25 protein-coding genes and 1 pseudogene are annotated in these 24,236 nt (G+C 68.7%); 11 read left to right on the plus strand and 15 right to left on the minus strand.

Annotated elements, in window-relative coordinates:
- Window positions 1-109: 109 nt before the first annotated feature.
- From ACFYY8_RS24525 to ACFYY8_RS24535, 3 genes are read left to right on the plus strand one after another with little or no spacing between them, the layout of a single operon-like run.
- Window positions 110-910, plus strand: a complete 801-nt coding sequence (locus ACFYY8_RS24525) for a slipin family protein (protein ID WP_390044611.1) — start codon at window positions 110-112, stop codon at window positions 908-910.
- Window positions 911-937: 27 nt separating this feature from the next.
- Window positions 938-1,372: an OsmC family protein gene (locus ACFYY8_RS24530; RefSeq protein ID WP_390044613.1), complete on the plus strand. Its 435-nt coding sequence runs from the start codon at window positions 938-940 to the stop codon at window positions 1,370-1,372.
- Between the two features lie 55 nt (window positions 1,373-1,427).
- Window positions 1,428-1,634: a DUF1918 domain-containing protein gene (locus ACFYY8_RS24535; protein WP_390044615.1), complete on the plus strand. Its 207-nt coding sequence runs from the start codon at window positions 1,428-1,430 to the stop codon at window positions 1,632-1,634.
- Window positions 1,635-1,846: 212 nt separating this feature from the next.
- Here the strand turns inward: ACFYY8_RS24535 and ACFYY8_RS24540 are convergent, their stop codons facing one another.
- The 5 genes from ACFYY8_RS24540 to ACFYY8_RS24560 all read right to left on the minus strand — a co-directional run bounded on the left by ACFYY8_RS24540 (window position 1,847) and on the right by ACFYY8_RS24560 (window position 6,741).
- Complete coding sequence (locus tag ACFYY8_RS24540; RefSeq protein WP_390044618.1) at window positions 1,847-2,017, minus strand: phosphoribosyltransferase family protein; 171 nt, start codon at window positions 2,015-2,017, stop codon at window positions 1,847-1,849.
- A 103-nt stretch (window positions 2,018-2,120) separates the two neighbouring features.
- Complete coding sequence (locus ACFYY8_RS24545; protein WP_390044620.1) at window positions 2,121-2,819, minus strand: hypothetical protein; 699 nt, start codon at window positions 2,817-2,819, stop codon at window positions 2,121-2,123.
- Between the two features lie 371 nt (window positions 2,820-3,190).
- Window positions 3,191-4,891 (minus strand): GAF domain-containing protein, encoded by a 1,701-nt coding sequence (locus ACFYY8_RS24550; RefSeq protein WP_390044622.1) that lies wholly within the window; start codon window positions 4,889-4,891, stop codon window positions 3,191-3,193.
- 258 nt (window positions 4,892-5,149) lie between these two features.
- Complete coding sequence (locus tag ACFYY8_RS24555; RefSeq protein WP_390044624.1) at window positions 5,150-5,818, minus strand: CBS domain-containing protein; 669 nt, start codon at window positions 5,816-5,818, stop codon at window positions 5,150-5,152.
- Window positions 5,819-5,847: 29 nt separating this feature from the next.
- Window positions 5,848-6,741 carry a universal stress protein gene (locus tag ACFYY8_RS24560; protein ID WP_390044626.1) on the minus strand — a complete coding sequence of 298 codons (894 nt, stop codon included), beginning with the start codon at window positions 6,739-6,741 and terminating at the stop codon, window positions 5,848-5,850.
- A 279-nt stretch (window positions 6,742-7,020) separates the two neighbouring features.
- On the opposite strand from ACFYY8_RS24560, the gene ACFYY8_RS24565 reads away from it, so the two are divergent.
- Window positions 7,021-7,896 carry a universal stress protein gene (locus ACFYY8_RS24565; protein WP_390044628.1) on the plus strand — a complete coding sequence of 292 codons (876 nt, stop codon included), beginning with the start codon at window positions 7,021-7,023 and terminating at the stop codon, window positions 7,894-7,896.
- Window positions 7,897-7,990: 94 nt separating this feature from the next.
- Here the strand turns inward: ACFYY8_RS24565 and ACFYY8_RS24570 are convergent, their stop codons facing one another.
- Window positions 7,991-8,482 carry a flavodoxin domain-containing protein gene (locus ACFYY8_RS24570; protein WP_390044630.1) on the minus strand — a complete coding sequence of 164 codons (492 nt, stop codon included), beginning with the start codon at window positions 8,480-8,482 and terminating at the stop codon, window positions 7,991-7,993.
- Window positions 8,483-8,803: 321 nt separating this feature from the next.
- Here ACFYY8_RS24570 and ACFYY8_RS24575 point away from each other — a divergent pair, with 321 nt between their 5' ends.
- Window positions 8,804-9,844 (plus strand): zinc-dependent alcohol dehydrogenase family protein, encoded by a 1,041-nt coding sequence (locus ACFYY8_RS24575; RefSeq protein ID WP_390044632.1) that lies wholly within the window; start codon window positions 8,804-8,806, stop codon window positions 9,842-9,844.
- A gap of 91 nt (window positions 9,845-9,935) precedes the next feature.
- On the opposite strand, the gene ACFYY8_RS24580 is transcribed toward ACFYY8_RS24575, so the two are convergent.
- Window positions 9,936-10,547 (minus strand): DUF2637 domain-containing protein, encoded by a 612-nt coding sequence (locus tag ACFYY8_RS24580; RefSeq protein ID WP_390044634.1) that lies wholly within the window; start codon window positions 10,545-10,547, stop codon window positions 9,936-9,938.
- A 694-nt stretch (window positions 10,548-11,241) separates the two neighbouring features.
- Between ACFYY8_RS24580 and ACFYY8_RS24585 the strand changes: the two genes are divergently transcribed.
- From ACFYY8_RS24585 to ACFYY8_RS24595, 3 genes are all read left to right on the plus strand, one after another.
- On the plus strand, window positions 11,242-11,721 hold the full coding sequence (locus tag ACFYY8_RS24585; protein WP_390044636.1) for a MarR family winged helix-turn-helix transcriptional regulator: 480 nt from the start codon (window positions 11,242-11,244) through the stop codon (window positions 11,719-11,721).
- A 91-nt stretch (window positions 11,722-11,812) separates the two neighbouring features.
- The gene (locus ACFYY8_RS24590) at window positions 11,813-13,417 is read left to right on the plus strand and encodes a DHA2 family efflux MFS transporter permease subunit (protein WP_390044638.1); all 1,605 of its coding nucleotides are present in this window, start codon (window positions 11,813-11,815) and stop codon (window positions 13,415-13,417) included.
- Window positions 13,418-13,446: 29 nt separating this feature from the next.
- Window positions 13,447-14,631 carry an FAD-dependent monooxygenase gene (locus ACFYY8_RS24595; RefSeq protein WP_390044640.1) on the plus strand — a complete coding sequence of 395 codons (1,185 nt, stop codon included), beginning with the start codon at window positions 13,447-13,449 and terminating at the stop codon, window positions 14,629-14,631.
- Window positions 14,632-14,913: 282 nt separating this feature from the next.
- Here the strand turns inward: ACFYY8_RS24595 and ACFYY8_RS24600 are convergent, their stop codons facing one another.
- Window positions 14,914-16,269 (minus strand): PP2C family protein-serine/threonine phosphatase, encoded by a 1,356-nt coding sequence (locus ACFYY8_RS24600; protein ID WP_390044642.1) that lies wholly within the window; start codon window positions 16,267-16,269, stop codon window positions 14,914-14,916.
- Window positions 16,270-16,610: 341 nt separating this feature from the next.
- Here ACFYY8_RS24600 and ACFYY8_RS24605 point away from each other — a divergent pair, with 341 nt between their 5' ends.
- Entirely contained in the window at window positions 16,611-16,952 is a 342-nt protein-coding gene (locus tag ACFYY8_RS24605; protein WP_390044644.1) for an STAS domain-containing protein, read from the plus strand.
- 37 nt (window positions 16,953-16,989) lie between these two features.
- Here the strand turns inward: ACFYY8_RS24605 and ACFYY8_RS24610 are convergent, their stop codons facing one another.
- The 3 genes from ACFYY8_RS24610 to ACFYY8_RS24620 are packed head-to-tail and all read right to left on the minus strand — an operon-like array spanning window position 16,990 to window position 19,552.
- Entirely contained in the window at window positions 16,990-17,331 is a 342-nt protein-coding gene (locus ACFYY8_RS24610) for an STAS domain-containing protein (protein ID WP_390044646.1), read from the minus strand.
- Between the two features lie 41 nt (window positions 17,332-17,372).
- Window positions 17,373-18,503 carry an acyl-CoA desaturase gene (locus ACFYY8_RS24615; protein WP_390044648.1) on the minus strand — a complete coding sequence of 377 codons (1,131 nt, stop codon included), beginning with the start codon at window positions 18,501-18,503 and terminating at the stop codon, window positions 17,373-17,375.
- A complete protein-coding gene (locus tag ACFYY8_RS24620; protein ID WP_390044650.1) occupies window positions 18,500-19,552 on the minus strand; it encodes an STAS domain-containing protein in 1,053 nt (350 codons plus the stop codon). Before ACFYY8_RS24620 ends, ACFYY8_RS24615 begins: the two co-directional genes overlap by 4 nt.
- A gap of 212 nt (window positions 19,553-19,764) precedes the next feature.
- Between ACFYY8_RS24620 and ACFYY8_RS24625 the strand changes: the two genes are divergently transcribed.
- Complete coding sequence (locus ACFYY8_RS24625) at window positions 19,765-20,706, plus strand: tyrosine-type recombinase/integrase (protein WP_390044652.1); 942 nt, start codon at window positions 19,765-19,767, stop codon at window positions 20,704-20,706.
- A 127-nt stretch (window positions 20,707-20,833) separates the two neighbouring features.
- Here ACFYY8_RS24625 and ACFYY8_RS24630 read toward each other — a convergent pair whose 3' ends face one another.
- The 3 genes from ACFYY8_RS24630 to ACFYY8_RS24640 all read right to left on the minus strand — a co-directional run bounded on the left by ACFYY8_RS24630 (window position 20,834) and on the right by ACFYY8_RS24640 (window position 23,048).
- Window positions 20,834-21,655: a class I SAM-dependent methyltransferase gene (locus tag ACFYY8_RS24630; protein WP_390044654.1), complete on the minus strand. Its 822-nt coding sequence runs from the start codon at window positions 21,653-21,655 to the stop codon at window positions 20,834-20,836.
- A gap of 4 nt (window positions 21,656-21,659) precedes the next feature.
- Window positions 21,660-22,304: a TetR family transcriptional regulator gene (locus ACFYY8_RS24635; RefSeq protein WP_390044656.1), complete on the minus strand. Its 645-nt coding sequence runs from the start codon at window positions 22,302-22,304 to the stop codon at window positions 21,660-21,662.
- A 294-nt stretch (window positions 22,305-22,598) separates the two neighbouring features.
- On the minus strand, window positions 22,599-23,048 hold the full coding sequence (locus ACFYY8_RS24640) for a hypothetical protein (RefSeq protein ID WP_390044658.1): 450 nt from the start codon (window positions 23,046-23,048) through the stop codon (window positions 22,599-22,601).
- Between the two features lie 211 nt (window positions 23,049-23,259).
- On the opposite strand from ACFYY8_RS24640, the pseudogene ACFYY8_RS24645 reads away from it, so the two are divergent.
- Window positions 23,260-23,343: pseudogene (locus ACFYY8_RS24645) on the plus strand (hypothetical protein); the annotation flags it as partial.
- A 149-nt stretch (window positions 23,344-23,492) separates the two neighbouring features.
- Here ACFYY8_RS24645 and ACFYY8_RS24650 read toward each other — a convergent pair.
- The gene (locus tag ACFYY8_RS24650; protein ID WP_390044660.1) at window positions 23,493-24,104 is read right to left on the minus strand and encodes a DUF2637 domain-containing protein; all 612 of its coding nucleotides are present in this window, start codon (window positions 24,102-24,104) and stop codon (window positions 23,493-23,495) included.
- Between the last annotated feature and the right edge of the window lie 132 nt (window positions 24,105-24,236).

The following is a 24,236-nucleotide window of genomic DNA, read 5'->3' on the forward strand; positions in this document are numbered from 1 at the left end:
GAGCTTGTGGCCATGGCCACCGGACCATCGGATCCGCGTGACACGGACACAGAGCGGAGGGGAAGAACAACGGAAGGAGACCGTCATGTCAAACCTCGGTATCGCGATCGTGCGGCAGTACGAACGCGGAGTGGTGTTCCGGCTCGGCCAGGTGCGGACGGTTCGCGAGCCCGGTCTACGGTTCATGATTCCGCTGGTGGATCGGATGCGTAAAGTGAGCCTGCGCACCGTGACGATGCCGATCGCCTCGCAGCAGATCATCACCCGCGACAACGTCTCCATCGGCGTCGCCGCGGTAGCCTACTTCCGCCGGGTGGACCCGGTGAAGTCGATCGTAGAGATCGAGAACGTGCAGGACGCGGTCAGTCAGATCGCCCAGACGACCGTCCGCAACGTCGTCGGCCGCTCCCTGCTGGATCAGGTGCTGACCGACACCGAGACGCTCAACGAGTCGATCAAGCAGATCCTCGATCGGATCACCCAACAGTGGGGCGTCTACGTACTGCTCGTGGAACTCAAGGACATCGAGTTGCCGCAGTCGATGCAGCGGGCGATGGCCCGCGAGGCCGAGGCGGAGCGCGAGAAGCGCGCGAAGATCATCGCCGCCGAAGGAGAGGCTTTGTCGGCCGGAAGGCTCGCCGAGGCCGCCGACGTCATCGCCGCTCACCCCATCGCGCTGCAGTTGCGTAACCTTCAGGTGCTGAGCGAAATCGCCGTGGAGCACAACTCCACCATCGTCTTCCCTGCCCAGTTCCTCACCCGCGCCCGTGAGCTGTCCGACTTCGTCGCCGCCGAGCGCGACAGGATCACCCCCCGTGCGCTCAAGACCTGGCACAGCACGGAACAACGCAAAACCACGAAGGCGGGCACGCCATGGACACAGGTGACGGGCTCACATCCAGGTTCCTGAAACCCGGACATCTCCCGGGAGGTCAGCATGGGGCAGAACCACAACGGCACCGTGAAGATCGTCTGGCACGGCGGTGACCGCTTCGACATCCACATGCGGCAACACATCGTCCGCGTCGACCAGATCAGAGACTTCGGCGGTGGTGACACCGGCCCCGACCCGGTAGAGCTGCTCGCCGGAAGCCTCGCCGCCTGTGCCGCCCAGCGCGCCGAACGCTACCTTCACCGCTGTGAACTGCCCGCCGGCGTCACCGTCACCGCCCACTACGAGCTCGGCCTGCGTCCCGCACGCGTCAACCGGATCGAACTGGTCGTCGAAGCTCCAGGCGTACCTGCTGGGCTACGGGACTCCTTCATCTCGGCGATCGAGCACAGTGCTGTGTACAACTCGCTGCGAACACCACCGGAGATCGCCTTCCATCTTCACGTCGCGGATGACCTGTCCACGACGGGGCACGCGTAACCCACAGACCACCGTACTTTCGGAAAGCCGGTAAGAACCGAGAAAGGTAGGGATCATGAAGGCACAAGTAGGCGACCGGTTGATCGTCGAGAGCACCCACCTGGGCGACCCACGACGTGTCGGCGTCATCACCGGGCTACACCACTCTGACGGTACGCCTCCGTACGACGTCCACTGGCTCGACCAGGAACACGAGGTCATGTTCTTCCCCGGCCCGGACGCCCACGTCGAGCACGAGGAAGCGAGGACCGAGAGCCCCTGACCGCCTCCCGCCAAATGGCTCTTCTACCCTGCCACGGTCACGAGGGACCTCCCGTCGTGCACCCGCCCGGGAGGGCGCGCTCCGCCTGAGCAGCTCGATCACCTGCTCGTCGGTGGTCTGCGTGAAGCCCCCGTACCATGCCCCGAGCCCGCGAAGACAACCGGGGATCCGCCGGCAGATCACGTCATCGGAGACCTCACGCAGGCCCGCGATCATGTCCGGCGCCCCACGGGAACCGCCAGCACCACCCGAGAGGCTCCCCGGGCCCGAGCGACCTGGCAGGCCGCCCTGGCCGTCCCGCCGGTGGCCACACCGTCGTCCACCACGATCACCGTACGGCCCGCCGGATCCAGCGAGACGCGACCGTTCCGGAAACGTCGCACGCGACGAAGAAGTTCGGCCCGCTCGTGTTCCTCCGCTGGCGTCAGTCTCGCCGGCCGCACGATCTCTGACGGGGGACACGCCCTACACGCGGGTGGAATCGTGTCAGTGCCCCATCACCGGCCGTGCTCCCGCCGGGAGCGGCAGGTGCTCGCGGATGAGCAGCCCGCTCGCAACCAGCACCCACAGGCCCACCAGCACACCGGGAACGTAGCCCACGATCGGACCGTCGGGCGCCAACGCACCTCCTGTGACCCCCACCGCGAACGCCGACAGCACGTTGGCCGCGGCGACGACGACGGCGAACCAGGCCATCCAGACGGGAAAGACCCGTGTACGCAAGATGGCCGCCGCGGAGGCTCCGAACGGTACGGCCACCGCGATGCCGGCAACGGTGCCCATCGCGGTCAACGCGGTGTACGGCCCTGCGGCAACCTCCAGAAGGCCGCGGTACATGGTCAGCGCGTACGCGATTCCGGCGAACAGCGCCACGCCGATGAACCCGAGCACGCACATGAGCACATACCCGGCAAGTACCAGCGCGGGGGCGTCCCCCGTCTCGTCCGCGCAACGGAAGGCCGTGGCGAGTGCGGCCCCGAACCACAGCAGCAGTGCGATCGCGATGGCGTACAGCAGTGCTCCGATCAGGATCTGAACGCGGTACTGCGGAAAGTAGCCGACGATCACCGCCGCAGGATCGGTGACCCTCGGCACGTTTCCCATCGTCAGCCGTCCGGCGATCATGAACACCAGCGCGGCGATCCCGGCCAGCCCTCCCCAGCGGAACTCATGACCTTCCTTCACGTCAATCACCCCCGCTTTCCACCATCCGCCATTCCCACCATCGCTTCCAGGGACGAAGGTCCCTTCCACCCGCTGTGCCCCTGCTGGGAGGCAGCGGCTCGGTGGACCAACCGGAGGTGAACACACCGGCCCCGCCGAAAGGTGAGGCCGCGGGCATCCGATGAAACTTCGACGAACGTGCCGATGTGGCGGCGAAGTCCTTTGGCGCGTCGCGTCGTACTGTGGGCGGAGCAGATCTCATCGCGCCGTAGCGTCGAACCGCCGTACCCGCGAGCGGCCGGCCATATCCCGGGTTGGCCCCGTGTCGGCGACCGGCCCTGCCTTGATCGAACGGACGCGGCGCGAACGGTGCCGCCTGTTCCGATCCAGCCTCAGGTGAGGGGGACGCTCCAGGTCAACCGGGTGCCGCCCTCGGAAGGTGAGCTGATCTCGAAGGAGCCGCCGAACCGCTTCGCGCGCTCGGCGAGGTTGCGGAGCCCGCTGCGCCTGCTGTCAGCCGGAAGCCCGGTGCCGTTGTCGGTCACCACCAAGGTGAGCCGGTCCCCCGTCGCCTCAGCGCACACGTCGGCCTTGGTCGCTCTGGCGTGCCGTACGACGTTGGACAGCGCCTCCTGCAGTACGGCCAGCAGGTGCTCGGCCGGCTCCGGCCCGACCCGGGTATCCAGCGGCCCCTCCATCTCCAGGCCCGGCATGAACCCCAGGTGGCCGCGGGCGCCCTCAACCAGTCCCACGATCCGCGTGCGCAACCCCGCCTCGCCGTCCTGGTGGGGCGTCTGCAGGGCGAAAATGGTCGAGCGGATCTGCCGGATGGTGCTGTCGAGTTCGTCGATCGCGTTCTTCACGCGTGAGGAGGCCTCAGGGTGCTCGACCAGCCGCACCGTACTCATCAGCGTCATGGCCACCGCGAACAGCCGCTGGATCACCACGTCGTGCAGGTCGCGGGCGATCCGGTCACGGTCTTCGAGGAGGCCGAGCCGCTCGGCGTCCATCCTGCTCTCGGCCAGCTCCAGGGCGATCGCAGCCTGCGCGGAGAAAGCGTGCAGAGTGCGCAGCTCGACCTGAGTGAACGGGATACGACCCGACCGTTTGCCCAGTGACAGCACCCCGCGTACGGCTCCCGCAGCCCCAATCGGCACCGCTGCCACCGGCCCCAACTCGGCATATTCGGCAATGGCCACCGCCGCCCCGGCCTCGTCGAGCGTAGTGACCATGAGTGACTCGCCGCTGCTGAAAGCCCGCCCTGCCAAGGAATCGGCGACCTCCGCCTCGACATGGGCCACCTGATCACTTGTCAGCCCATCGGCGATGGCCACCCTCAGGACCTGTCCGGTGTCGTCAGGCAGCAACACCGCCACAATGTCGGCGCCCGCCATCTGCCTGGCCCGCCGGGCGATCAGGGTCAGCACCTGCTGCGGGTCGGCCCCGGACAGCAGGCTGGTCGTCACCTCGGAGGAGGCCTGCAGCCACACCTCCCGCCTGCGGCTCTCCTCGTAGAGCCGGGCGTTCTCGATGGCCACGCCGGCGGCGGTGGCCAGCGCGATCACGATCGCCTCGTCCTCCTCGTCGAAGGCCCCGCCGCCGCGTTTCTCGGTGAGGTAGAGGTTGCCGAAGACCTCCTCGCGGACCCGGATCGGCACCCCGAGGAAGGAGCCCATCGGCGGGTGTCCCGGCGGGAAGCCGTACGACTCCGGGTGGTCGGAGATGTGGGCCAGGCGCAGCGGTTTCGGCTCCTTGATGAGCAGGCCGAGCAGACCGAGGCCGTGCGGCCAGTGCTCGATGCGGGCGATCTCCTCCTCGGACAGGCCGACCGGGATGAACTGCACCAGGGTGTTCTGCTCCCCGATCGCGCCGAGCGCGCCGTAGGAGGCCTCGACCAGGTGGGTCGCGGTCTCCACGATGCTGTGCAGCACGGTCTCCAGGTCCAGGTCGCTGCCCACCGAGACGACGGCGTCGAGCAGGGCGTGCACCCGGTCCCGGGTGGCCAGCACCGCCTCAAGGCGGCTCTGCAGCTCCGTGAGCAGCTCGTCCAGTCTCAGGTGCGGCAGCAGGCCACCGGGTTCGATCCTCCCCACATGGAAAGTCTCGCATCCGTGGATATGATCCTTGTTCTCCCCTACCGGAGCAGGCTTCGTCTCCTGAATACCGACGCTTCGTCCCCGAGAGGGACCGTGACGGCTCTCAGGCACCGCCTCTTGAAAGCACCGGTGTTCGTCGGCATCGCCCCCTCAAGACGACCATGCCGAAGGCGTCGTCCCCGGTACCCTCATGGGGACCGGGGGCCCGACAGCCGACCCCCATCAGAACAGCCCCTGTGACCGCTGTGGGCGTCCTCACAGGTGCACTGGCGAGATCCTCACCAGATCATCGTGGTCGTAGGTGAGGTCGGCGTCGAGATCGACGACTCCCTCGATCCGACGTCCGGCCTCGACGAGTGCGGCGATCTGCGAACGCCTGGCCAGTCGTCCCTCGATCCGGACCACGCCGGACTCAACGGTGATCGTCAGTGCCCTCGGATCCGCCCCCAGGCTGATCACGGCCCCTGCCACATCCGCCAGGACGTCGGCGTCCGGTCGGATGAAGACCTTCAGCAGGTCGGCTTGGTGCACAGTACCGGCGATCTTGCCACTGGCGGCGTCGATCACCGGTAGTTGTCTGATCCGATGGGTGTGCATCAACCGGGCCGCCTGCCGCACCGGAGTCTGGCGGGTGACGGTCAGCGCCGGACTGGACATGATCTGGCCGGCGGTCATTCCCGCGGCCCTGTCATGCTCCCGCCGCCGTGCACGGCTCTCGAACAGCCTCCCGCTCCCTGGTATGTCGATTTCCTTCAGCAGTAGATCGTCCTGTGACACCATCCCGATCGGGCGGCCCTCGGCGTCGATCACCGCCACGGCGCCCACCTTGAAGCGGCGCATGGTCGCCACCAGCTCGGCGAACGTCGCCTCTGGGCGGACCGCGATGGCCACCAGCCCCATGACGTCCTTCACCTGCAACGTCATGATTTTCCCCTTTCCTGACGTTTCTGCGTTCAGTTCTCGCCCGGAGGAGCGGATCCGGCCTGCGGCATGCTCTCCGTTACCGGGACGACCGCCACGGGACTCGCTCCGTGCCGCAGGATCCCCCTGGTCACCGAGCCGAGCCTGCCGGTCGCGCGTGCTCCGCCGACCACCACGATGCTCGCCTCACGGGACAGCCCCACCAGAGCCTCCTTCGCCGAGGCGGTGACGAACCGGGTCTGTACCGGCACCGCTGGATGGTTGTCACGCCATGGCCGCAGCCGCCGCAGCAGGTCCTCCTCGACCATGTGTGTGGTGATCTCCGTGTCCGTCACCGGGGGCATCGCCGTTCCCCATGCCGCCGCCCGGATGTGTCCGGCGTGCACCGCCACCAGGTCCAGACCCCGCAGCGCGGCCTCGTCGAAGGCGAAGGCGATCGCGCTGTCGGGGGTGCCGTCGATGATCCCCAGCACCACGGCCCCACGGTGCAGCGGCACCGGGATCGGCCCCGGCCCGCGCACGACGACCACCGGACAGCGCGCATGGGCCGCCACGTATCCGGCCACCGACCCGACCACGGTCCTGGCCAGCGCCCCCATGCCGCGTGACCCCACCACCAGAAGCTCAGCGCGGGCCGACAGCTCGGTCAGCCGCTCGGCGGCGGCCCCCTCGTACAGGTCGGCGGTGACCTCGGTGATCGAACTGCACGAGCGGGCGCAGTCGGCGCCGTGGTAGAGCACGTGCTCGGCGGCCTTGCGCAGGTGGGACCTGGCCTCCTCGCCGGCCTCGCCGTACGGCCACCGCCAGGCATGCGTCACCGTCAGCGGCAGCTTTCTGAGCTCGGCCTCGTCCATCGCCCACTCCAGGGCCTGCATGGAGAAGTCCGAACCGTCGTAACCGACCACGACCTCGCGTGTCTCGCTCATGGCCTGTCACCTCCGTCTCCATCGTCGGCGCAGGAGGGCCGCTCCAGCAGGGCGGAAGGTCCCCCCGGCGTGGGACCTTCCGCCTCCGTTTCATCCGGGCATCGGTTCACGCGAGGAATGCCCCACTTTTGTGACCTTTGTCCCTATTCGCCAGGTTTGGAGCCGGAAAAAATGGAGGAGGTCGACCGTACAGGTCACGGTCACCCGAGGCGTCGCGGAGACCAGGCGGCCGTCTCGGCCGGAGCATCGGTGTGACACGGATCACCTGAGGTGATGATCATGGCGCAACCCGTCCTCGTCGGTGCCGACGGTTCGGCCTCCTCACTGGAGGCGACGGCCTGGGCGTCGAAGGAGGCCGCGCTGAGGCGGGCACCGCTGCGTGTCGTGCACGTCGCCCTGCGCTGGGCCTACGATGTGCCCCTCGTTCCCCAGCCTGCCCACTGGGGCCCCACCGCGGAGGCCGCCTGCCGGGAACTACTCGATCAGGCCGTCGCGCGGGCGCATACCGCGGCCCCTTCGGTGGAGGTCGCCACCGAAGTCCTCGACGGCGCCTCCGCCGAGGCGATCACCACCGCGGCCCGGAACGCGCAGCTGGTCGTGGTCGGCAGTCGAGGACGCAGCGGGTTCGCCGGACTGCTGCTGGGCTCGGTCAGCCGTGACCTCGCCGCCCGTTCCCCCTGCCCGGTGGTGGTCGTGCGACGGCCGGCGACCCCCCATGGCAGCGAGATCGTTGTAGGTGTCACCGGACGTCCCGGCCAGGACCCCGTCCTGCGGTTCGCCTTCGAGGAGGCCATGCGGCGAGAACTGCCGCTTCGAGCCGTGCACGCGTGGACTCACCCGGCGGTCAGGGGGCCCGGTGACATGCAGCCGCTGGTCTACGACGTCGAGGAAGTGGGCCAGGAGGAGGCACGGCTGCTGGCCGAATCACTCGCCGGCTGGCGAGAGAGGTTTCCCGACGTCCCCTTCACCGAACACGTCGTGCACGAGCACCCGGCCAAGGCCCTCATCGACGCCTCAGCCACCGCGGAGTTGGTCGTCGTAGGCGCGCCCAGCCGAGGAGCGGTCCTCGGCTCGGCCACGCATTCCCTGCTCCACCACGCCGAGGCTCCCGTGGCCGTCGTTCCCCACACCTTCGGGCACACCCACCAGGTGTGATCACAAATGATCCGGCTGCAACGGACCGGCGACCCGCACCCTGCCCGGCATGTCCAGGCGGGTTGGCCTAGAGGATGGCGACTTACCAACTCTGTCAGTCTGCCGCTTTCAGGTCGTAGGCGATGTCGCGAGCCCAGGCGCGCACCCGTCCGGCATCCCGGAAGTCCCCGGCCGCGGTCCTGGCCATGGTGGCGGCCGGAAAGCCCTTGGCGTCGGCACGTAGACAGCCGCCGAAGACGACGTTCTCCCGGGCACCGACTCTGCGCCTGGCCCGCTCCGCCCCCGCGGGCGGAGACACGTCCCGATCGTCGACCCTCTGCAGCGGCCCGCTGCTGAACAACCAGACAGGCCGCTGCGCCAGCTGTCCCGCGCAACGCCGGACCAGGGTACGGGCATGACGGTGCCAGCGGCCGTAGTAGACCGCGCCGCCCACGACCACGGCGTCGTAGCCGCCGACGTCCCTCACCCCGGCGGCGGCCCGGACCTCGACCTCCAGTCCCTGTTCGGCGAGAACCTGCCCGATCCATCCGGCGATCTCCCCGGTGGAACCGCGTGTGGACCCGTAGGCCACCAGAACCTTCGTCATCGCAGCTCCTCTCCCTGTTCAGTCCACCAACAACGGACCCGACGTGGGAGCCGCCTTTCGGCCCGGAACCCACCGACCTTGGTCCCTGCCACACCGCCTTTCACGGTTCCTCCGCGCATCGTAGGCAGCTGACTCGCCCGATGGCGCGGCGCCGATCCACCGCCGTGGGAGGCGCGCAGCGCCGGGACCTTTGTCCCGCGACGCATGACCGTTGGCCACTGACCGGACCGTCCGCCTCCCACGCACGCTGAGAAGGAGTCCTGCCGGACGGTGACCGAAACAGGCCGCCTCACGGCATCGAAGAAACGCGCAGGAGAAGTCATGAAGGCTCTGGTGTACGAAGGCCCCGGCAGGAAAACCTGGACCGAGGTCCCCGATCCGGCGATCACCGACCCACGGGACGCGATCATCCAGGTCGACACCACGACGATCTGCGGCACGGACCTGCACATCCTCGGCGGAGACGTCCCCGAGGTGAAACCGGGACGGATCCTGGGACACGAAGCCGTGGGCACCGTCGTCGACGTGGGCAACGCCGTCACCGAACTGCGGCCCGGAGACCGTGTTCTGGCCTCGTGCATCTCTGCCTGCGGCCGCTGCCACTACTGCCGACGGGCGCGGTACGGCCAGTGCCTGGGCGGCGGCGGGTGGATCCTCGGCCACCGTGTCGACGGCGTGCAGGCCCAGTACGCCCGGCTGCCCTTCGCCGACCTTTCCACCCACAGGCTCGCCCCCGAGATCGGCGACGAGGAGGCCGTCATGCTCGCCGACATCCTGCCCACCTCCTACGAGGTCGGTGTGCTGGCCGGCCAGGTCAAACCCGGAGACACGGTGGTCGTCGTCGGAGCGGGGCCGATCGGCCTGGCCGCGATCCTGACCGCCCGCCTGTACTCCCCCGCCCATGTCATCGCGATCGACACCGCCGAGACCCGCCTGCAGGCCGCCAGGCGATTCGGCGCCGATGTCACCGTCTCTCCCGGAGACGACCCGTCGGGGGTGGTGCGTTCGCTGACCGGCGGGCTCGGCGCCGACGTGGCCATCGAGGCCGTCGGCCTGCCGGAGACCTTCGAACTGTGCGCCACCCTGATCCGCCCCTGCGGCCATCTGGCCAACGTCGGCGTCCACGGCCGCCCCGCCACCCTCCACCTGGAGGAACTGTGGATCCGCGACGTGACCATCACCACCGGCCTGGTCGACACCTTCTCCACCCCGGACCTGTTGACCATGCTGAGCAGTGGACGGCTCGACACCGGCTCCATGATCACCCATCGTTTCGCCCTCGACGGCATCGAGCAGGCATACGAGGTGTTCGCCGACCCGGCACGCAGCGGCGCCCTCAAGGTCGCCCTGAACCGCAGCTGACCGTCTCCCCGAGGAACACCTAGCCGCAGAAACCCTGGCCGACCACGATCGTGCTGGCTGGCTCCATCAAGTACTCATTCCAGTTTCCCGGTCAGGCCTGCTCGTTTGATCCAGCGGCCCCAGCGGGGGCTGCGCTCGAAGCGTTCGGCGATCGCCCTTCCTGAAGGGAGCGTCCCGTCCGGTCGGCGGTTCTCCCGCGCCCACCGCCACGCCTCCCGATGCAAGACCACCACGCCTTCTCGGGGACGCTCATCTTCCGGCTCCTGCCCCCGTCCTGCTGAGGCTCCGGGGGTTGCCGTCCGGTGTTCCAGGAGACCCGGCGGATCTGGGACATGAGGAGTTCGTAGCTGCCGATCAGCGCGATGCTCGGCCAGGCGGCGATGACGCGGCCGATCAGACCGGGTTCGGCCACGGCGACGTTGGCGCCCAAACTGGCCAGGCTGCCGACCACGAGCAGGGTCCAGGCCAGGGCGCCGCCGCGGGAGCCGTACCGGTTGGCCAGCAGGATGGACATCGAGGCGACCACGATGATCCCGTCGACGGCCAGCGGGATGAGCACGGCGGCCAGGTGGTCCTCACCGTGGCGCAGGCACAGCTCGTGCATGTGACGGAACGAGACGACGGCCGCGATGACCGCCAGAAGAGCGACACAGGCGATGGTCGTGCGCTGGATCCGGCGCACCGTGAGCGAGTCCGGCACCATCGCCGTTCACCCCTGGCCCAGCAGGAACCTGGTGGTCAGCGTGAAAGCGTGTGCGTTTGGTACGACTCCCCCCTCGGACACACACTCTGGTACATGTTGGGCCTGGCCTCAACTACGACCTCCCTCTCTGAGGGGTTGTAGACGAGGTGCAGGCCCATATGTGTGTGTAGAGGTCGTTCCAGTCGGCGGGGTCCGCCTTCCCGATGACCTCGACCATCTCGGTCAATCAAGGGATCATCTCCGTGATCTCCTTTTCGCCGATCTCCCTCTCCCGGTGGCGGCCCGCAGCTGTTTCTCCGCCTTCAGCCGCTCGATCCGGCGACCTCCCGGGGATCGCCGCCCGCGTCCAGAGTCGTCCGGTAGCTGACCATCCGACGATCGCAATCGTCGACGGCCCGCCTCGCCGTTACCGGTGTCGAGCAGGGTCTCGACCGTTCGCTGGAGGTCGGCGGGCGTGAAGGGTCCGTTTCGTTGAGGATCTGACCCTCCCGGACGTAGACCGTGCGCGGGTGGTCGATCCTGTTGGCCAACACCGTACTCGGCCGGGGGACAAGACGGCGTGGCCCGACTGGAACGCCGCATGCCCGGGCCAGGCGCCACCGAGGAGGCAAGTCGATCATGAAGGTCGGGCGACTAGATTCCACCATAGTTAGATAACTAAGCTAGTTAGCAAACTATGTAGTAGTATAACCCTGTGACTAGTGGAACGACGCCCACCGCGCAGAACCGGGCGACCGACGACCCCATCATGGAAAATCTGCAGCTGATCGGGTTGTTGACCCGCCTGGTGGAACAGCGCCTGAGTCAGGTTCTGGGCATCAACTCCACCGATCTGTCGGCGATCGAGCATCTGATCACCGACGGTCCACTGACCGCCAAGGACCTGGCTGATCGACTGCAGGTGTCGACGGCGGCGAGCACGCACATCGTCGACCGCCTGGAGCGGGCCGGTCACGTCACCAGGCAGCCACACACCACCGACCGTCGCAAGGTTCTTGTCGTGCTCGCCGACACCTCGAAGGCCCGGCTCTTCGAACACCTCGCTCCCCTGCTTGACGGGGTGAGTGAGCGCGTCGGCAAGCTCAGCGGCGCCGAACGGGAGGTCATCGAACACTTCCTGGCCGGTGTCGTCCAGATCTACACCGCCGCCGCGGAGGGCATGACCTCGTCCTGAGCCCCCGCCGCCTCACCGCAGCACGCCCCCGGTCGCGCCCATGCGCGGACCGGTACTGAAGCATGCCTTTTCCTTGTTCGGAGTTTTCCGCATGTCCACGCATTCCCTCGCCCGCCGATGGATTGGTCTGATCGCCATCGCGCTGGGAGTCGCGCTGATCGTGGTGGACACCACGATCGTCAACGTGATCATCCCGTCGATCATCGAGGACCTGAAGGTCAACGCCACCCAGGCGCAGTGGATCCAGGAGTCCTACGCGATCGTCTTCGCCGCGTTGCTCCTGCTGACCGGCCGCTACTCCGACATCCTCGGCGCCCGGCGGGTCTTCCTGTCCGGCGTCGTCGTCTTCGGCGTGACCAGCCTGCTGGCCGGGCTCGCACCGGGCGGTGGGCTGCTCATCCTGGCCCGGTTCCTGCAGGGGGCGGGCGCGGCGATGATCCTGCCGACCTCGCTCGCTCTGCTGAACGCCACCTTCACCGGCAAGGCCCGTGGCCAGGCGTTCGCCGTGTGGGGTTCTACCATCGGCGCCGCCGCCGCGTTCGGTCCCGCCCTCGGCGGCTGGCTATCCGAGCACGCCTCCTGGCGCTGGGCCTTCGGCATCAACATCCCGCTGTCGCTGCTGATCCTGGCCGGCGGCATGGTCTTCCTGGCCCGCTCGCCCAGGAGGCCCGCCCGCGTCGACGCCACCGGCGCGGCCTTGTCGATCCTCGGTCTCGGACTGCTCGCCTTCGCGCTGGTCGAAGGACGCACGTACGGCTGGCTCGCCAGCATCGAGCCGCTCGATGTGCTCGGGTTCACCTGGGACAGCGGCCCCTCGCCCGTGCTGGTGGCGCTGGTGCTGTCCGCTCTGGCGCTGATCGGCTTCGTCCGCAGGCAGGCCGTCCTCACCAGGAGCGCCGACCCCGGCAGGGCGCTGATGGACGTCCGGCTGTTCACCATCTCCTCCTTCCGCAACGGCAACATCGCCACCACGATCATCGGGCTCGGCGAGTACGGGATCATTGCGGTGCTGCCGCTGTGGCTGCAGTTCACCCTCGGCTACAGCGCGGTCCAGGCGGGCTTGTCTTTGCTGGCCGTCGCCGTGGGCAGTTTCGTGGCCAGCGGTGCCGGCTTCGGTCTGGCCGCCAGGGTATCCGCGCTCGGCCTGGTCAGGATCGGGCTAGCGCTGGAGGCCGCGGGCCTGATCGTGCTCGGGCTGATCGCCGCGGCCGACAGCCCGTGGTGGACGATCGCGGGCGCCCTGTGCCTGTACGGCGTGGGCGTCGGGTTCGCCACCGCCCAGGTGACCAACGTCGTGCTGGCCGATGTGCCCGAAAGCAGTTCAGGACAGGGTTCCGGCATCCAGAGCGCTTTCCGGCAGCTCGGCTCGGCGCTCGGCATCGCCGTACTGTTCACGGTGTTCCTCACCGCGCTCGGCGCGAACCTGCAGGACACGCTGACCGCGTCGGGCCTGCCCGTCGCGCGGTCCGAGGAGCTGGCACGCGCCGTCACCGACAGCGCGGGCGCCGCGATCGCGCCACTGGCCGCCAAGCCGGGCACCGCATCCGTGGCCGTGGCCGCGCGCGAGGCGATGACCGGCGGCCTGGCCCTCGGTGCCTATGTCGGAGCGGGCTTCCTGCTCCTGGCGCTGCTGGCCTCCGCCACGATCCCCGCCACCAGGAACACCGCCCAGGACCGGCAACCGGCCCACCACTGACCCCCAGCCCCCTTCCCAAGGAGCACCTGATGCCCAGCCGTACCGTTGTCATCTCAGGGGCCGGTATCGCCGGGCCCGCCCTGGCCTTCTGGCTGCACCGCCATGGCATGCACCCGGTCGTCATCGAACGGTTCCCGCGGTTGCGGCCGGGTGGTCAGACCGTGGACATCCGAGGCGCCGGCCAGAGCGTCACCCGGCTGATGGGCATCGAGGAGGCGATCCGCGCGAGCTCGACCGGCGAGGAGGGAATCCGGTTCCTGGACGCCGCCGACCGCACCAGGGCCGCGTTCTCCTCCGCCGCCTTCGGCGGCAGAGGGTTCGTCACCGAACTGGAGATCCTGCGCGGCGAGCTGTCCGCCCTGCTGTACGAGCGCACCCGTCGGCACACCGAGTACGTCTTCGGCGATGAGATCAGCGAGGTGCACGAGGAGCCCGCCCACCTGCGCCTGGCCTTCAAATCCGGTGCCGAGCGTAAGGCCGACCTGCTGGTGGCCGCCGACGGAATCCGCTCGCGAACCCGTGACCTCGTCTTCGGCGACACCACGCGCATCAGATCATGTGGGCTCTACACCGCCTACTTCACCATTCCCCGCCATCCCTCCGACGACGACTGGGCACGCTGGTACAACTTCCCCGGCGGCAAGAACGTCACTCTCCGTCCCGACAACCTGGGCACCATCAGGGCGCTGATGTCCTTCCTGTCGCCGCCCCACGGCTACGACCGCCTGCACCTTGAGGAACAGAAGGAGCTCATGCGCCGCACCTTCGCCGGACTGGGTGGCCCGGTCCCCAGGATGTTGAGGGAGATGCGCGCCTGCGACGACTTCTACCTGGAGGGGGTGGCCCAGGTCCACATGCCCCGATGGTCTCGGGGACGCGTGGCGGCCGTCGGTGACGCCGCCTACTGCGCCTCGCCCCTCAGCGGTATGGGCACCAACCTCGCCCTGGTCGGCGCCTACATCCTGGCAGGGGAACTGGCTACGCACGACGACCACCGCGACGCCTTCGCGGCCTACGAGAACACGTTGCGCCCCTATGTCGCGCAGGCACAAAATCTGCCACCCGGCACCCCTCGTCTGGCGCTGCCTCGCACCCAGCGGGGCATCAGGGTTCTGCACACCGTCCTGCGCACCGCCTCCACACCGCCGGTCAGCCAGGTCGTGCGCCGCTTCCTCGTCCCCGCGGCCTACGACTTCGAACTGCCTGTCTACTGAGAAAGAAAGCCGGGGATCACGTGGCGATCGGGACCCGGCCCGAGCCGCGGTAGGGCACCGGCGGCCTCGGAGTGTGTCCCGTACGGTCCCAGGTACGGCTTCAGGCCTTGGCCGGACTCGTCGACGAAGACGAGCCGGAGCCCCAGGCCGCCCAGGTACTGGTGAGGGGTTCGCTGGAGGCCCTCGCCTGGAGAAGGCCGATCGTGCACGTCCGCGAGACCGGGGGCGCTTGACCGTCCGTGATCGCGCCAAACCAATGACGCTGTGCCCCTTCAGGAAAGGTCAGTTCCGGGGTGCGGGCGGGACGCGTAGGACGAGCAGGGCGATGTCGTCGGCGCTGTCGTGATGGCAGAAGTCCAGCACGGTGTGACTGATGCGCTCCACGATCTGGGCGGCCTCCAGGCCGTGGCAGTCGGCCAGCAGGCCGGTCAGGCGCTCCTCGCCGAACATGGTGGCTGCGTCGCGGGGTGGGTGGGCCTCGGTGACGCCGTCGGTGTAGAGCAGCAGCGCATCCCCCGGATGCAGGGTGAAGCGGGCCGAACCCAGGCCTGCGTCGGGGAAGACCCCCAGGATCGCTCCGTTCGAACGCACCTCTTCCACCTGTCCGTCGGCGCGGCGCAGCAGGGCCGAGGGGTGGCCGGCGGTCGACAGCACCCCGGTGACGCCGATCCCTTCGGCGTTCTTCTGATCGCGGAAGATCGCGCAGACGACGGTGAGGAACTGCTGGTCGATGATCTGCTGGGCGATCAGGGCGCTGTTGAGCTGGGCCAGCACCTGGGCCGGGGAGAAGTGGCGGGGGGCGTCTGCGCGCACGGTGTAGCGGGCCAGCGCGGTGACCTTGGCCGCCTGCACCCCGTGTCCGGCCACATCCCCCAAGATCGCGCACCAGGAGGAGGGGCCGACGGCGAACAGATCGTAGAAGTCGCCCAGCACCAGGGCTCCGTGCCCGGCGGGCAGATAGGCCGCGGCGGTGTCCAGGCCGGGCGGGGCGGCCAGGACCGGCGGCAGCAGGCTGTCTTGCAGGCTGCGGGCCAGTGCCTGCGACTCCCGGAAGGTGGTGCGCAGGTCGGCCATCTGGACGCTCATGCGCCGCACGGCCTCGCGCAGGGCGATCTCACCGGTGACGGCGCGCGCCAGGGTGGCCAGGGTACGGATCTCCTGCTCGTTCCAGGCACGCGGGACGGTGTCGACCGCGCAGACGGTGCCCAGTACCTGGCCGTCGGGGGCGTGGATGGGATAGCCGGCCCAGGCGCCGATGCCCATCCGGGTGATGGAGGAGATGTCGTTGACCCTTGGGTCGGCGGCGGCATCGGTGACGATCAACGGCTCGTCTGCGGCCACGACCAGATGGCAGAGACTCGCCTCCACCGCGTTCTGCCGCTCGTCGAGTCCCAGGCCTCCCAGGCCGATGACGCTCTTCCAGAACGAGCGCCGCTCGTCGACCACGGTGATGAAGGCCATCGGGGCACCGGTGGCCGAGGCCGCCAGATGGGCCAGGTCATCGAAGACGGTCTCCGGGCCGGTGTCCAGCAGGCCGGTGGCGCGCACCGCGGCCAGCCGGACCGGGTCGAACACCCGCGGGGGAAGATCGTCCGGCCCTTTGAACCGGATCACGTTCACCGTCACCACTGCTTCCACCTGCCCGCCTTGAATCCGCGACGACGACCGGGCTCCTTCCACGAGGGTCTCCGACCCCTCGAATCCGGGCGCTGACTCTGCGAGGCGGTGCCGGGCGCGACTGCCCGGAGGCCGGGGCCTCTCACACCAGTGACCATTTTATGACCGTCTGCCCAATGAGCCGAGAACGCCTGCCCTGCGTGTTCGTCCCCGGGCCGCCGACCGTCGCGGGCCTGCGGCAGGTTACAAGGGCCCATAATCAGGTAAAGGTCCCAAGGAGTCCGTCTGGACAGCGATCCATCCGGTAGGCACCGCTCAGAGAAGAGCTGATCACCACAATGATGGACGCCTCCCCACCGTTTGTGTTCCTGTTCGCCGACACCCCGGCCAGAGTGGTGGTCGTCCGCGCCGAGGGCGAGCTGGACGGCCGCTACGCTCCGCGCTTTCGCGACCAGGTCGACACCGCCCTGCGCATCCCGCACATCCGCGCTGTGATCATCGACTTGTCCGCAGTGCCCCTGTGCGGCGCGATGGGCATCGCCGAGCTCCTGCACGCTGACCGCCACGGCCGCCACGCCCAGGTCCCCCTCCTGCTCATCGGCGTGCGTCAGGCCGTACTCGAACGCTTGGCCACCGCCGGGCTGGCCACGCTGTTCACCATCCACCCCACCCTTGCCGAGTCCCTCGCGCATCTGCGCGCGTAGGGTGGCCCCGAAACGCTCCCGTTCTGGGCCCGAGTGTTTACGAGAAGGGCTGCTGGCCATCGGTGTGCGCGCAGTGCGCATTGGCCTCGGAAAGCGCCTGGGCCAGGCTCTCGCGGACCGGCAGGAACGGCATCAGGCCGGTCAGTTCCAAAGTGCGGTGCAGAAACAGCGGCAGGGCGGCCAGCAGCAGGGTCGTCTGTCGCTGCCGGGCGTCGGCGAAGGCGGTGATGAGGCGGCTGAGGCCGGTGGAGTCGCAAAACGTCACCTGCTGCAGATCCAGCACCAGGTAGCCGCCGCTCACCCGCTCCCACAGCTGGTCGATCTCGGTCTCCAGCCGTGCGGAGGTGGCGTAGTCCAGCGGGCCGTGTACGTGCACCACCGCCATCGGCGTGCCGGGGGCACCGATTTCGACGGTGAAGGTCAGTTTCGCTTCCCGTCCGGGCCATCGGGCGCGGCCGACTGAGGAGGCAGGCTGATCGTCTGGGGTCTGCCCGGCTTGATGGGACATGAGGTCCCTTTCCCTTGGTGGGCCGGAAGGGCGCGGGAACTGTCAGGGCTGCGGGCGCTGGTGTGCAGGGTGTGTTTGCCGGCCACCGCGCGATGGTGCTGAAGGAAGTCAGGGGGCTGCCAGTGCACGTTGGTGGCCCAGCCCAGACGTTCGAACAGGCTGATGAGCGCGGCGGAGGGGTCGATCTGGCCGGCGCCACGGCCGTGCCGGGCACAGTCGGGCTGGCTGTGGTGGCCGTTGTGCCAGCTTTCCCCGAAGGACAGCAAAGCCAGCGGCCACAGGTCGGTAGAGCGGTCGTGGCGGCGGGTCCTGTACGGCCGCTCACCGAGCATGTGGCACAGGGAGTTGACGCTCCAGGTCACATGCTGCAGCAGGGCGATGCGGACCAGCCCGGCCCAGATGAACGCGGTCAGCCCACCGTGGAGGGTGCCGCTGATCGCCCAGCCCGCTGCGAACGGCAGTAGCAGCGAGGCGGCGCACCAGGCGGGAAAGGCACGCGAGACGCGCAGCATGGCCGGATCGTTGCGTAGCAGGTCAGGGGCATAGTGCGCGGCCGAGGTGGGCTCGCTGGAAAACATCCAGCCCAGGTGGGCGTGGGCCAGACCACGCAGTTGCCCGCCGAGACCGGTGCCGTAGCGGTAGGGGGAGTGCGGGTCACCGGGCCGATCGGTGAAGGCGTGGTGCCGTCGGTGGGTGGCCACCCAGTCGATGAGGTTGCCCTGAAAGCTCATCGACCCGGCCACGGCCAGGACGGCACGCAGCCAGGGACGGGCGGTGAAGGAACCGTGGGTCAGCAGCCGATGGAATCCGACCGTCACCCCCAGCCCGGTCACGACATAGAAGACAGCGGCCAGCAGCAGGTCGGTGAGGGTGACCCCGCTTCCCCAGGCCAGCCAGACGCCGACGCCCAGCGCGACGAACGGCGCGATGACGGTCGCAGCTGTCAGCGCCACCTGCCCGGCATGGTCGCCGACGCGCTGCCGGGCGTGTGGGAACGGGGATCTCCCGTCGTATGCCGGGGCCTGGACGAGCACCTCGATCACGCCACCATCGGCAGGCCTCGGTCCAGGCCGGTGATGTGCAGCAGGCGGGACATGAACGGGCGGGGCGCGCTCAGAGCCAGGGTGATGCCCATCGGCCGGGCGCGGCGCTGGATGCCGACCAGGACGGCCAGACCGCCGGCGTCGCAGAACGACACCTGCGACAGGTCGAGGACAAGCAGGCTCGTGCTGGAGCGCAGCGTGTCCATCAGGTGTCGGCGAAGCTCCGCGCTGGTGAAGATGTCGATCTCGCCGGACAGGTGGACGACGGTCGGCTTCGATGGGTCGGCCACGCCGAGCGGCGCGGTGTCGATGACGGTTATGGAAGTCTCCTTTGGAGAGGCGTGAACGGGATGAGATGCCTGCCGGCCGAAGATCGGTCTGCCGCCAGGTCGAGCGGGTCCCGGAACCGCTCGACCCTGCCGACAGAGAACACGCGGGGCACGCCGACGTCGGCGGTCGTCTGGTGAGGAGGGCTCCTTCTGGCCGGTGACCGGCCCGCTCTCGTTCTCCCAGCGAGCCGTGTCGTCAGCGGCCGTCCCGCGCGGAGGCGGAACGAGGACGGGCGACAAGCCGCCGCCGGTTTGAGCGCCGTCAACGCTCGAACCCGTGGTTTCCCGGGCGGTGAGATCTTGAGCAGTGCGCCTGAGCGTGGCCTCGGCGGGAGCGGCGGCGGTGTCCGGCGGGATGACCAGCAGGACGACCGGTTCGCCGGCCGCGAAGATGAGAGTGATCAGGCGCGGGTCGGTGTGGCGGAACCAGCCGACGCGGACCTGCCGCCCTCGTGCCGGGATCCGGCGCGGAATGTTCTGCCACGCATCGCCGTGCAGGCTGACGCGGAGCGTGACTCGACCGAGCAGCCGGTCCACGGCGGCGATAAGACTGGGTAGTTCAGCGGTCGCGTCGTGGGAGTAGGGCCACCAGGCCCCGTCCACCACGGCTCGCCGGTCCAGCACCGGGTGAAGACTGAGCCGCAGCGCGGAGTCGACCCGGGGAATCGCGGACGAGCTGGAACTGAGTGGTGCGGGTTGAGAAAGAAGTGTTGGCGTCATGGTCGCCTGACCTGTCCAGGCCCCTGCGAGGGGGCCGGTGGTGGTTCGCCGGGGGCGACGCCGACCTGAATGCCAACGCTCGAAAAGACCTCGGTGTCCCCACTCTACTCTTTACTTCCGGAATTCCATAATTCCGGAAGTAAACTGCGAGGGTGACTTCCGGAAACTCACTCTCAGAGATCGCGAAACCGGCCGGAGAATCGTCCGGAAACATGACCAGGTCGCGGGCCTTCCCGCTCCCCGGCTCGTACGCGACAATCCTCACCGACTACGCCACCGCGCTCGGGCGCTCCCCCCTGGCCGACTCCACCAAGACCAAGTACACCTCCCGGCTGCGCGGCTATCTGGCCTGGCTGGCCGACCAGCACGAGGCCGGCGCCCTGGACGGTGACCCGCTCACCGACCCGGTAGCGGCCGCCAGCGCGGTACATGACTTCCGCCGCCACTTGAAGAACGGCCGCCGCGCCCCCAACACCATCGACACCTACCTGTCGGCCATCGACGACTTCTACGCCCGCCGCGGCCTCGGCAAGCCCCAGGCCCGCCGCGAGCACGACGCCGGCCGCACCGCTCCCCGCGCTCTGGACGCCCACCGCGCCCGCCGCTATATCCGCCACGTCCAGCTCACCGCGACCCCACGCGACAAGGCCATCGCCCTGCTGCCCTACTACGCGGGCCTGCGCATCTCCGAGGTCGTCGGCCTCGACGTGGCCGACGTGCGCCTGTCAGCCGACGCAGGTGAGCTGCGCATCCGCGGCAAAGGCCGCGGCAGCGGCAAGATTCGCCTCCTGCCCGTCCATCCCGACCTGCACCAGGCCCTGACCGACTGGCTGACGACCCGTGCCGGCTGGAAAGGGGCCCACAGCGGTGCGGTCTTCCTCAACCAGCGAGGCGGCCGCCTGACCGACCGCGCCGCCCGCGACATCATCACCGGCCTCGGCGAGGCCTGCGGCGTCAACGACGACCCCACCGAGCCCTTCGGCCCGCACGTGCTGCGCCACACCTTCGCCGCCCAGCTCGTCCGCGGCGGCAAGGACCCCATCCTGGCCGCCGAGCTCCTCGGCCACGGCTCTTTGGACACCACCCGCCGCTACGCCCTGCCCACCGAAGCCGACAAGGCGACCGCCCTGGACGCTCTGATCACCGATCGCTGAGCCGGACTTGGGCATCGCCGAAAACGGCGGTCAACGGCGGCGAAATCCACGGTCGCCGCCACCGCTTTTGTCACGTGACGTCACGCGCCGGACCTACCCTCTGGTCTCCGCTCCGTACAGGACCGCTCTAGAAGCGGTAGTGCTGGACGGCGGTACCCTTGCGCGAGACGGAGGTACTCCAGGCGGTCAGGAAACCGGCCAGGCGGGTCGTCCACGGATAGTCGGCGACCTCGGGCTCACGACCCAGGAAGATCTCGCGTACCAGCTTCAGGCGAGGCTCCAGACGCTCGATGTCCTGCGGGGTGTCGAAGCCGGGAGACTTCAGGAAGGGGACGACGGACTGGGTGCCTGCGTACTTCCTGGCCGCCCACACGTGGAACCTCGTGTAGCCGTTGAAACAGATCTCGCCCGTGGGAAAGTGGCGGATAAGGCGGTCGAGGAGGGTGGCCAGCTCCTCCTCCGACAGGAACCCGATCAGGCCGTCGGCGACGATCACGGCGGGGCGGTCGGCCGGAACATCGCTGATCCATCGGGGGTCGTTGAGGTCGGAGCCGATGGTGTGGGTGTGGGGGCGCTCGGGGAGCAGCAGTCGTCTGGCCTTGGCCACGCCGGGCAGGTCGACGTCGTACCACTCGACGGTGGCGGGCGGGTCGACGCGGTAGACGCGGGTGTCGAGTCCGGCGCCCAGGTCGAGTCCGACGGCGTCGGGATTCTTGGCGATGAACCGCCGCACGATGTTGTCCATGACCAGGGAGCGGTGCGCGATGCCCACGACGGGACTGGCGGAGAGCTTGAACCGCCCGGCGTCGTAGTCGAGCCTCCTGACGATGTCGTAGGCCGTCTTGTCGTGCAGGATCGGGTGTTTGGCCTGGTAGTCGAGCGCCTTGCCCGCCAGGGTGAGCCAGAGCGTGTTCTCCAGCGGGGTGAGGTCGGGGAGGGCGATGGCCATCGTGTCAGTCCCTTTTCTGTGGTGACTCGTCCAGCGCGGCCCGGGTGGCCTTCAGCGCGGTGTCGTCGGTCAACAGCCCGTGGGTGTAGAGCTCCAGCGTGGGCAGCGCGAGACGACGCAGCACGTCGGGGCCGAACCGCTCGTAGCCCAGCGCCCGGGCCAGGGGCGGCGGCATGGTCAGCGTGGCCACGCTGTTGAGCACGCTCAGCACCGCCAGCGCCCGCACGTCCGAGGACGGTCGCATCGAGCCGTCGGCGATACCGGCCCGCAGGATCTCCTCGGACTCCTCCACCAGCGTGTCGACGAACGTGGCCGCGGCGGGTGTGTCCTCCTCGATCGCGCGCAGCATGTACCGCATCTGGAGGCGGTATTCCTCCGGGTTGGAGAGGTATTCGCGAAAGAGGTCCTGCATGCCGCTCGGGCGGGCGTTGTCGGCCCGCTGGACCAAGATACGCAGGACATGGTCGTCGCAGACGCTCCGGAGCTTTTCCTTGCTGCCGAAATGGTGGATGACCAGGCCGGGGCTCACTCCGGCGGTGGCCGCGATGACGCTCAGGTTGGTCTTCTGGAAGCCGTCCCGGGCGAGGTGCTCGATGGCCGCGTTGCGAATCTTGGCCTGGGCGGTCAGGTCCGATGAGGCTGAACACATGTTTAGTACCTGGCAAGTGGGACTTGAGGAGCGTCCATGTCAGATCGTGCGGCGCTCACGGCAGGGCCTACCGTGAGGGCGGTGAAGGGCAGCGGCGTCCGTTGGCTCCTTCGCGCGTATGCGCGCGTAAGGGCTGACAAGATTCCAGCCCGCGCTTTCTCGTGTCATGACCGGATGCCCGCCGCGCTCCGTGTGCTCGACGACGCTGCGGCTGTACGGCGAACGCGATCGGACCCACTCAGATCACATCGGCATCGCGAAAGTCGCCCGGCAACGGGCGACCGCCGGTGACCCTCAAGAGTTGTCGAGGCGGGGAAACACGACCTCTTGCAGGATGAGGCGAAGAGCCACTGCGATGGGGATGACGAACAGGGACAGGATCAGTGCGTAGGGGACATCGGCGACCACGGAGGTGACAAGGTCGCCGAAGACGAACATGCCGACCTTGTTCAGAACGTCCTCGCCGATGAGGATCGCGGGGCGCCGGGAGTTGGGTACGCAGCGGTAGGCGGGGCCCTTGATGCGGGGCAGGTCGGCGAGGAAGTAGACGGTCAGCACAAGCACGATCACCGTCGAGGCGGCCGCGCCCACCGCCATCTTGCCCGCCCCCAGAAGCCCGCCGACCAGAGAGAACTCGTTCTTCCCCGTACCCAGATCCTGAATGACGTGCGCCAGATCGAACCGGGCGTTGAGCCGCCCGATGAACGTGTTCTGTCTCGTGGCCTCCCGGAGATGGACGGACACCTCGTGGATGAACTGCCCCGCCTGGCTGACGATTCGAACGGCCGTCCCCGCTTGCCGAACGGCTGCTTTTCCGTGGCGGTCGCGCTGGCTGTCTCAGTCGCCCGCTCCACGGTCTCTTCAGGAGGCCGTGGAGACGCTTTGACCGGCTGCTGCGGGTGGTGCGAGAACGAGGCGGAAACGGCCCCGACGGCGGGCGGCCCTGGCCGAGCGGGTGCTCCTGGTAGCCGTCCGCCACCGCGCCGATCTCACCATGCGCCGACTCGCCCCGCTGTTCGGGATCTCCGCGGCTACCGTCCGCCGCATCATCTCAGATGGCTGGTGTGGAGGACCGTTAGCCAACCGCCCCGCCTACGGCCCCGTCGAGACTTCAGGTGTCTATCGACGTTGGCGGCCGGAGCGGTGTCGCCGCCCGTCCGGTCAAGACCACTCACTCCAGTCTCTCGGTCAGGCCTGCTCGTTTGATCCAGCGGCCCCAGCGGGGGCTGCGCTCGAAGCGTTCGGCGATCGCCCGTCCCGAAGGGAGCGTCCCGTCCGGTCGGCGGTTCTCCCGCGCCCACCGCCACGCCTCCCGATGCAAGACCACCACGCCTTCTCGGGGACGCTCATCTTCCGGCTCCTGCCCCCGTCCTGCTGAGGCTCCGGGGGTTGCCGTTCGGTGTTCCAGGAGACCCGGCGGATCTGGGACATGAGGAGTTCGTAGCTGCCGATCAGCGCGATGCTCGGCCAGGCGGCGATGACGCGGCCGATCAGACCGGGTTCGGCCACGGCGACGTTGGCGCCCAAACTGGCCAGGCTGCCGACCACGAGCAGGGTCCAGGCCAGGGCGCCGCCGCGGGAGCCGTACCGGTTGGCCAGCAGGATGGACATCGAGGCGACCACGATGATGCCGTCGACGGCCAGCGGGATGAGCACGGCGGCCAGGTGGTCCTCACCGTGGCGCAGGCACAGCTCGTGCATGTGACGGAACGAGACGACGGCCGCGATGACCGCCAGAAGAGCGACACAGGCGATGGTCGTGCGCTGGATCCGGCGCACCGTGAGCGAGTTCGGCACCATCACCGCTCACCCCTGACCCAGCAGAAACCTGGTGGTCAGCGTGAAGGTGTGTGCGTTTAGTGCGACTCCCCCTCGGACACAAACCTTTCGCACATGTGGAGGCCGGGTTGAACCCGAGCCTCCACTGGCTTT

Origin of the sequence: Streptosporangium sp. NPDC001559 (genome assembly GCF_042893955.1) — a bacterium.
GTDB lineage: Bacteria > Actinomycetota > Actinomycetes > Streptosporangiales > Streptosporangiaceae > Streptosporangium.

Bases quoted from the DNA above. Each gene is read 5' to 3' on its own strand.
- ACFYY8_RS24555 (WP_390044624.1), bottom strand. From the start codon at position 5,818: ATGACGTTGCAGGTGAAGGACGTCATGGGGCTGGTGGCCATCGCGGTC.
- ACFYY8_RS24620 (WP_390044650.1), bottom strand. From the start codon at position 19,552: ATGACGCCAACACTTCTTTCTCAACCCGCACCACTCAGTTCCAGCTCG.
- ACFYY8_RS24580 (WP_390044634.1), bottom strand. From the start codon at position 10,547: ATGGTGCCGGACTCGCTCACGGTGCGCCGGATCCAGCGCACGACCATC.
- ACFYY8_RS24530 (WP_390044613.1), top strand. From the start codon at position 938: ATGGGGCAGAACCACAACGGCACCGTGAAGATCGTCTGGCACGGCGGT.
- ACFYY8_RS24590 (WP_390044638.1), top strand. From the start codon at position 11,813: ATGTCCACGCATTCCCTCGCCCGCCGATGGATTGGTCTGATCGCCATC.
- ACFYY8_RS24570 (WP_390044630.1), bottom strand. From the start codon at position 8,482: ATGACGAAGGTTCTGGTGGCCTACGGGTCCACACGCGGTTCCACCGGG.
- ACFYY8_RS24625 (WP_390044652.1), top strand. From the start codon at position 19,765: ATGACCAGGTCGCGGGCCTTCCCGCTCCCCGGCTCGTACGCGACAATC.
- ACFYY8_RS24565 (WP_390044628.1), top strand. From the start codon at position 7,021: ATGGCGCAACCCGTCCTCGTCGGTGCCGACGGTTCGGCCTCCTCACTG.
- ACFYY8_RS24535 (WP_390044615.1), top strand. From the start codon at position 1,428: ATGAAGGCACAAGTAGGCGACCGGTTGATCGTCGAGAGCACCCACCTG.
- ACFYY8_RS24575 (WP_390044632.1), top strand. From the start codon at position 8,804: ATGAAGGCTCTGGTGTACGAAGGCCCCGGCAGGAAAACCTGGACCGAG.
- ACFYY8_RS24595 (WP_390044640.1), top strand. From the start codon at position 13,447: ATGCCCAGCCGTACCGTTGTCATCTCAGGGGCCGGTATCGCCGGGCCC.
- ACFYY8_RS24650 (WP_390044660.1), bottom strand. From the start codon at position 24,104: ATGGTGCCGAACTCGCTCACGGTGCGCCGGATCCAGCGCACGACCATC.
- ACFYY8_RS24560 (WP_390044626.1), bottom strand. From the start codon at position 6,741: ATGAGCGAGACACGCGAGGTCGTGGTCGGTTACGACGGTTCGGACTTC.
- ACFYY8_RS24630 (WP_390044654.1), bottom strand. From the start codon at position 21,655: ATGGCCATCGCCCTCCCCGACCTCACCCCGCTGGAGAACACGCTCTGG.
- ACFYY8_RS24635 (WP_390044656.1), bottom strand. From the start codon at position 22,304: ATGTGTTCAGCCTCATCGGACCTGACCGCCCAGGCCAAGATTCGCAAC.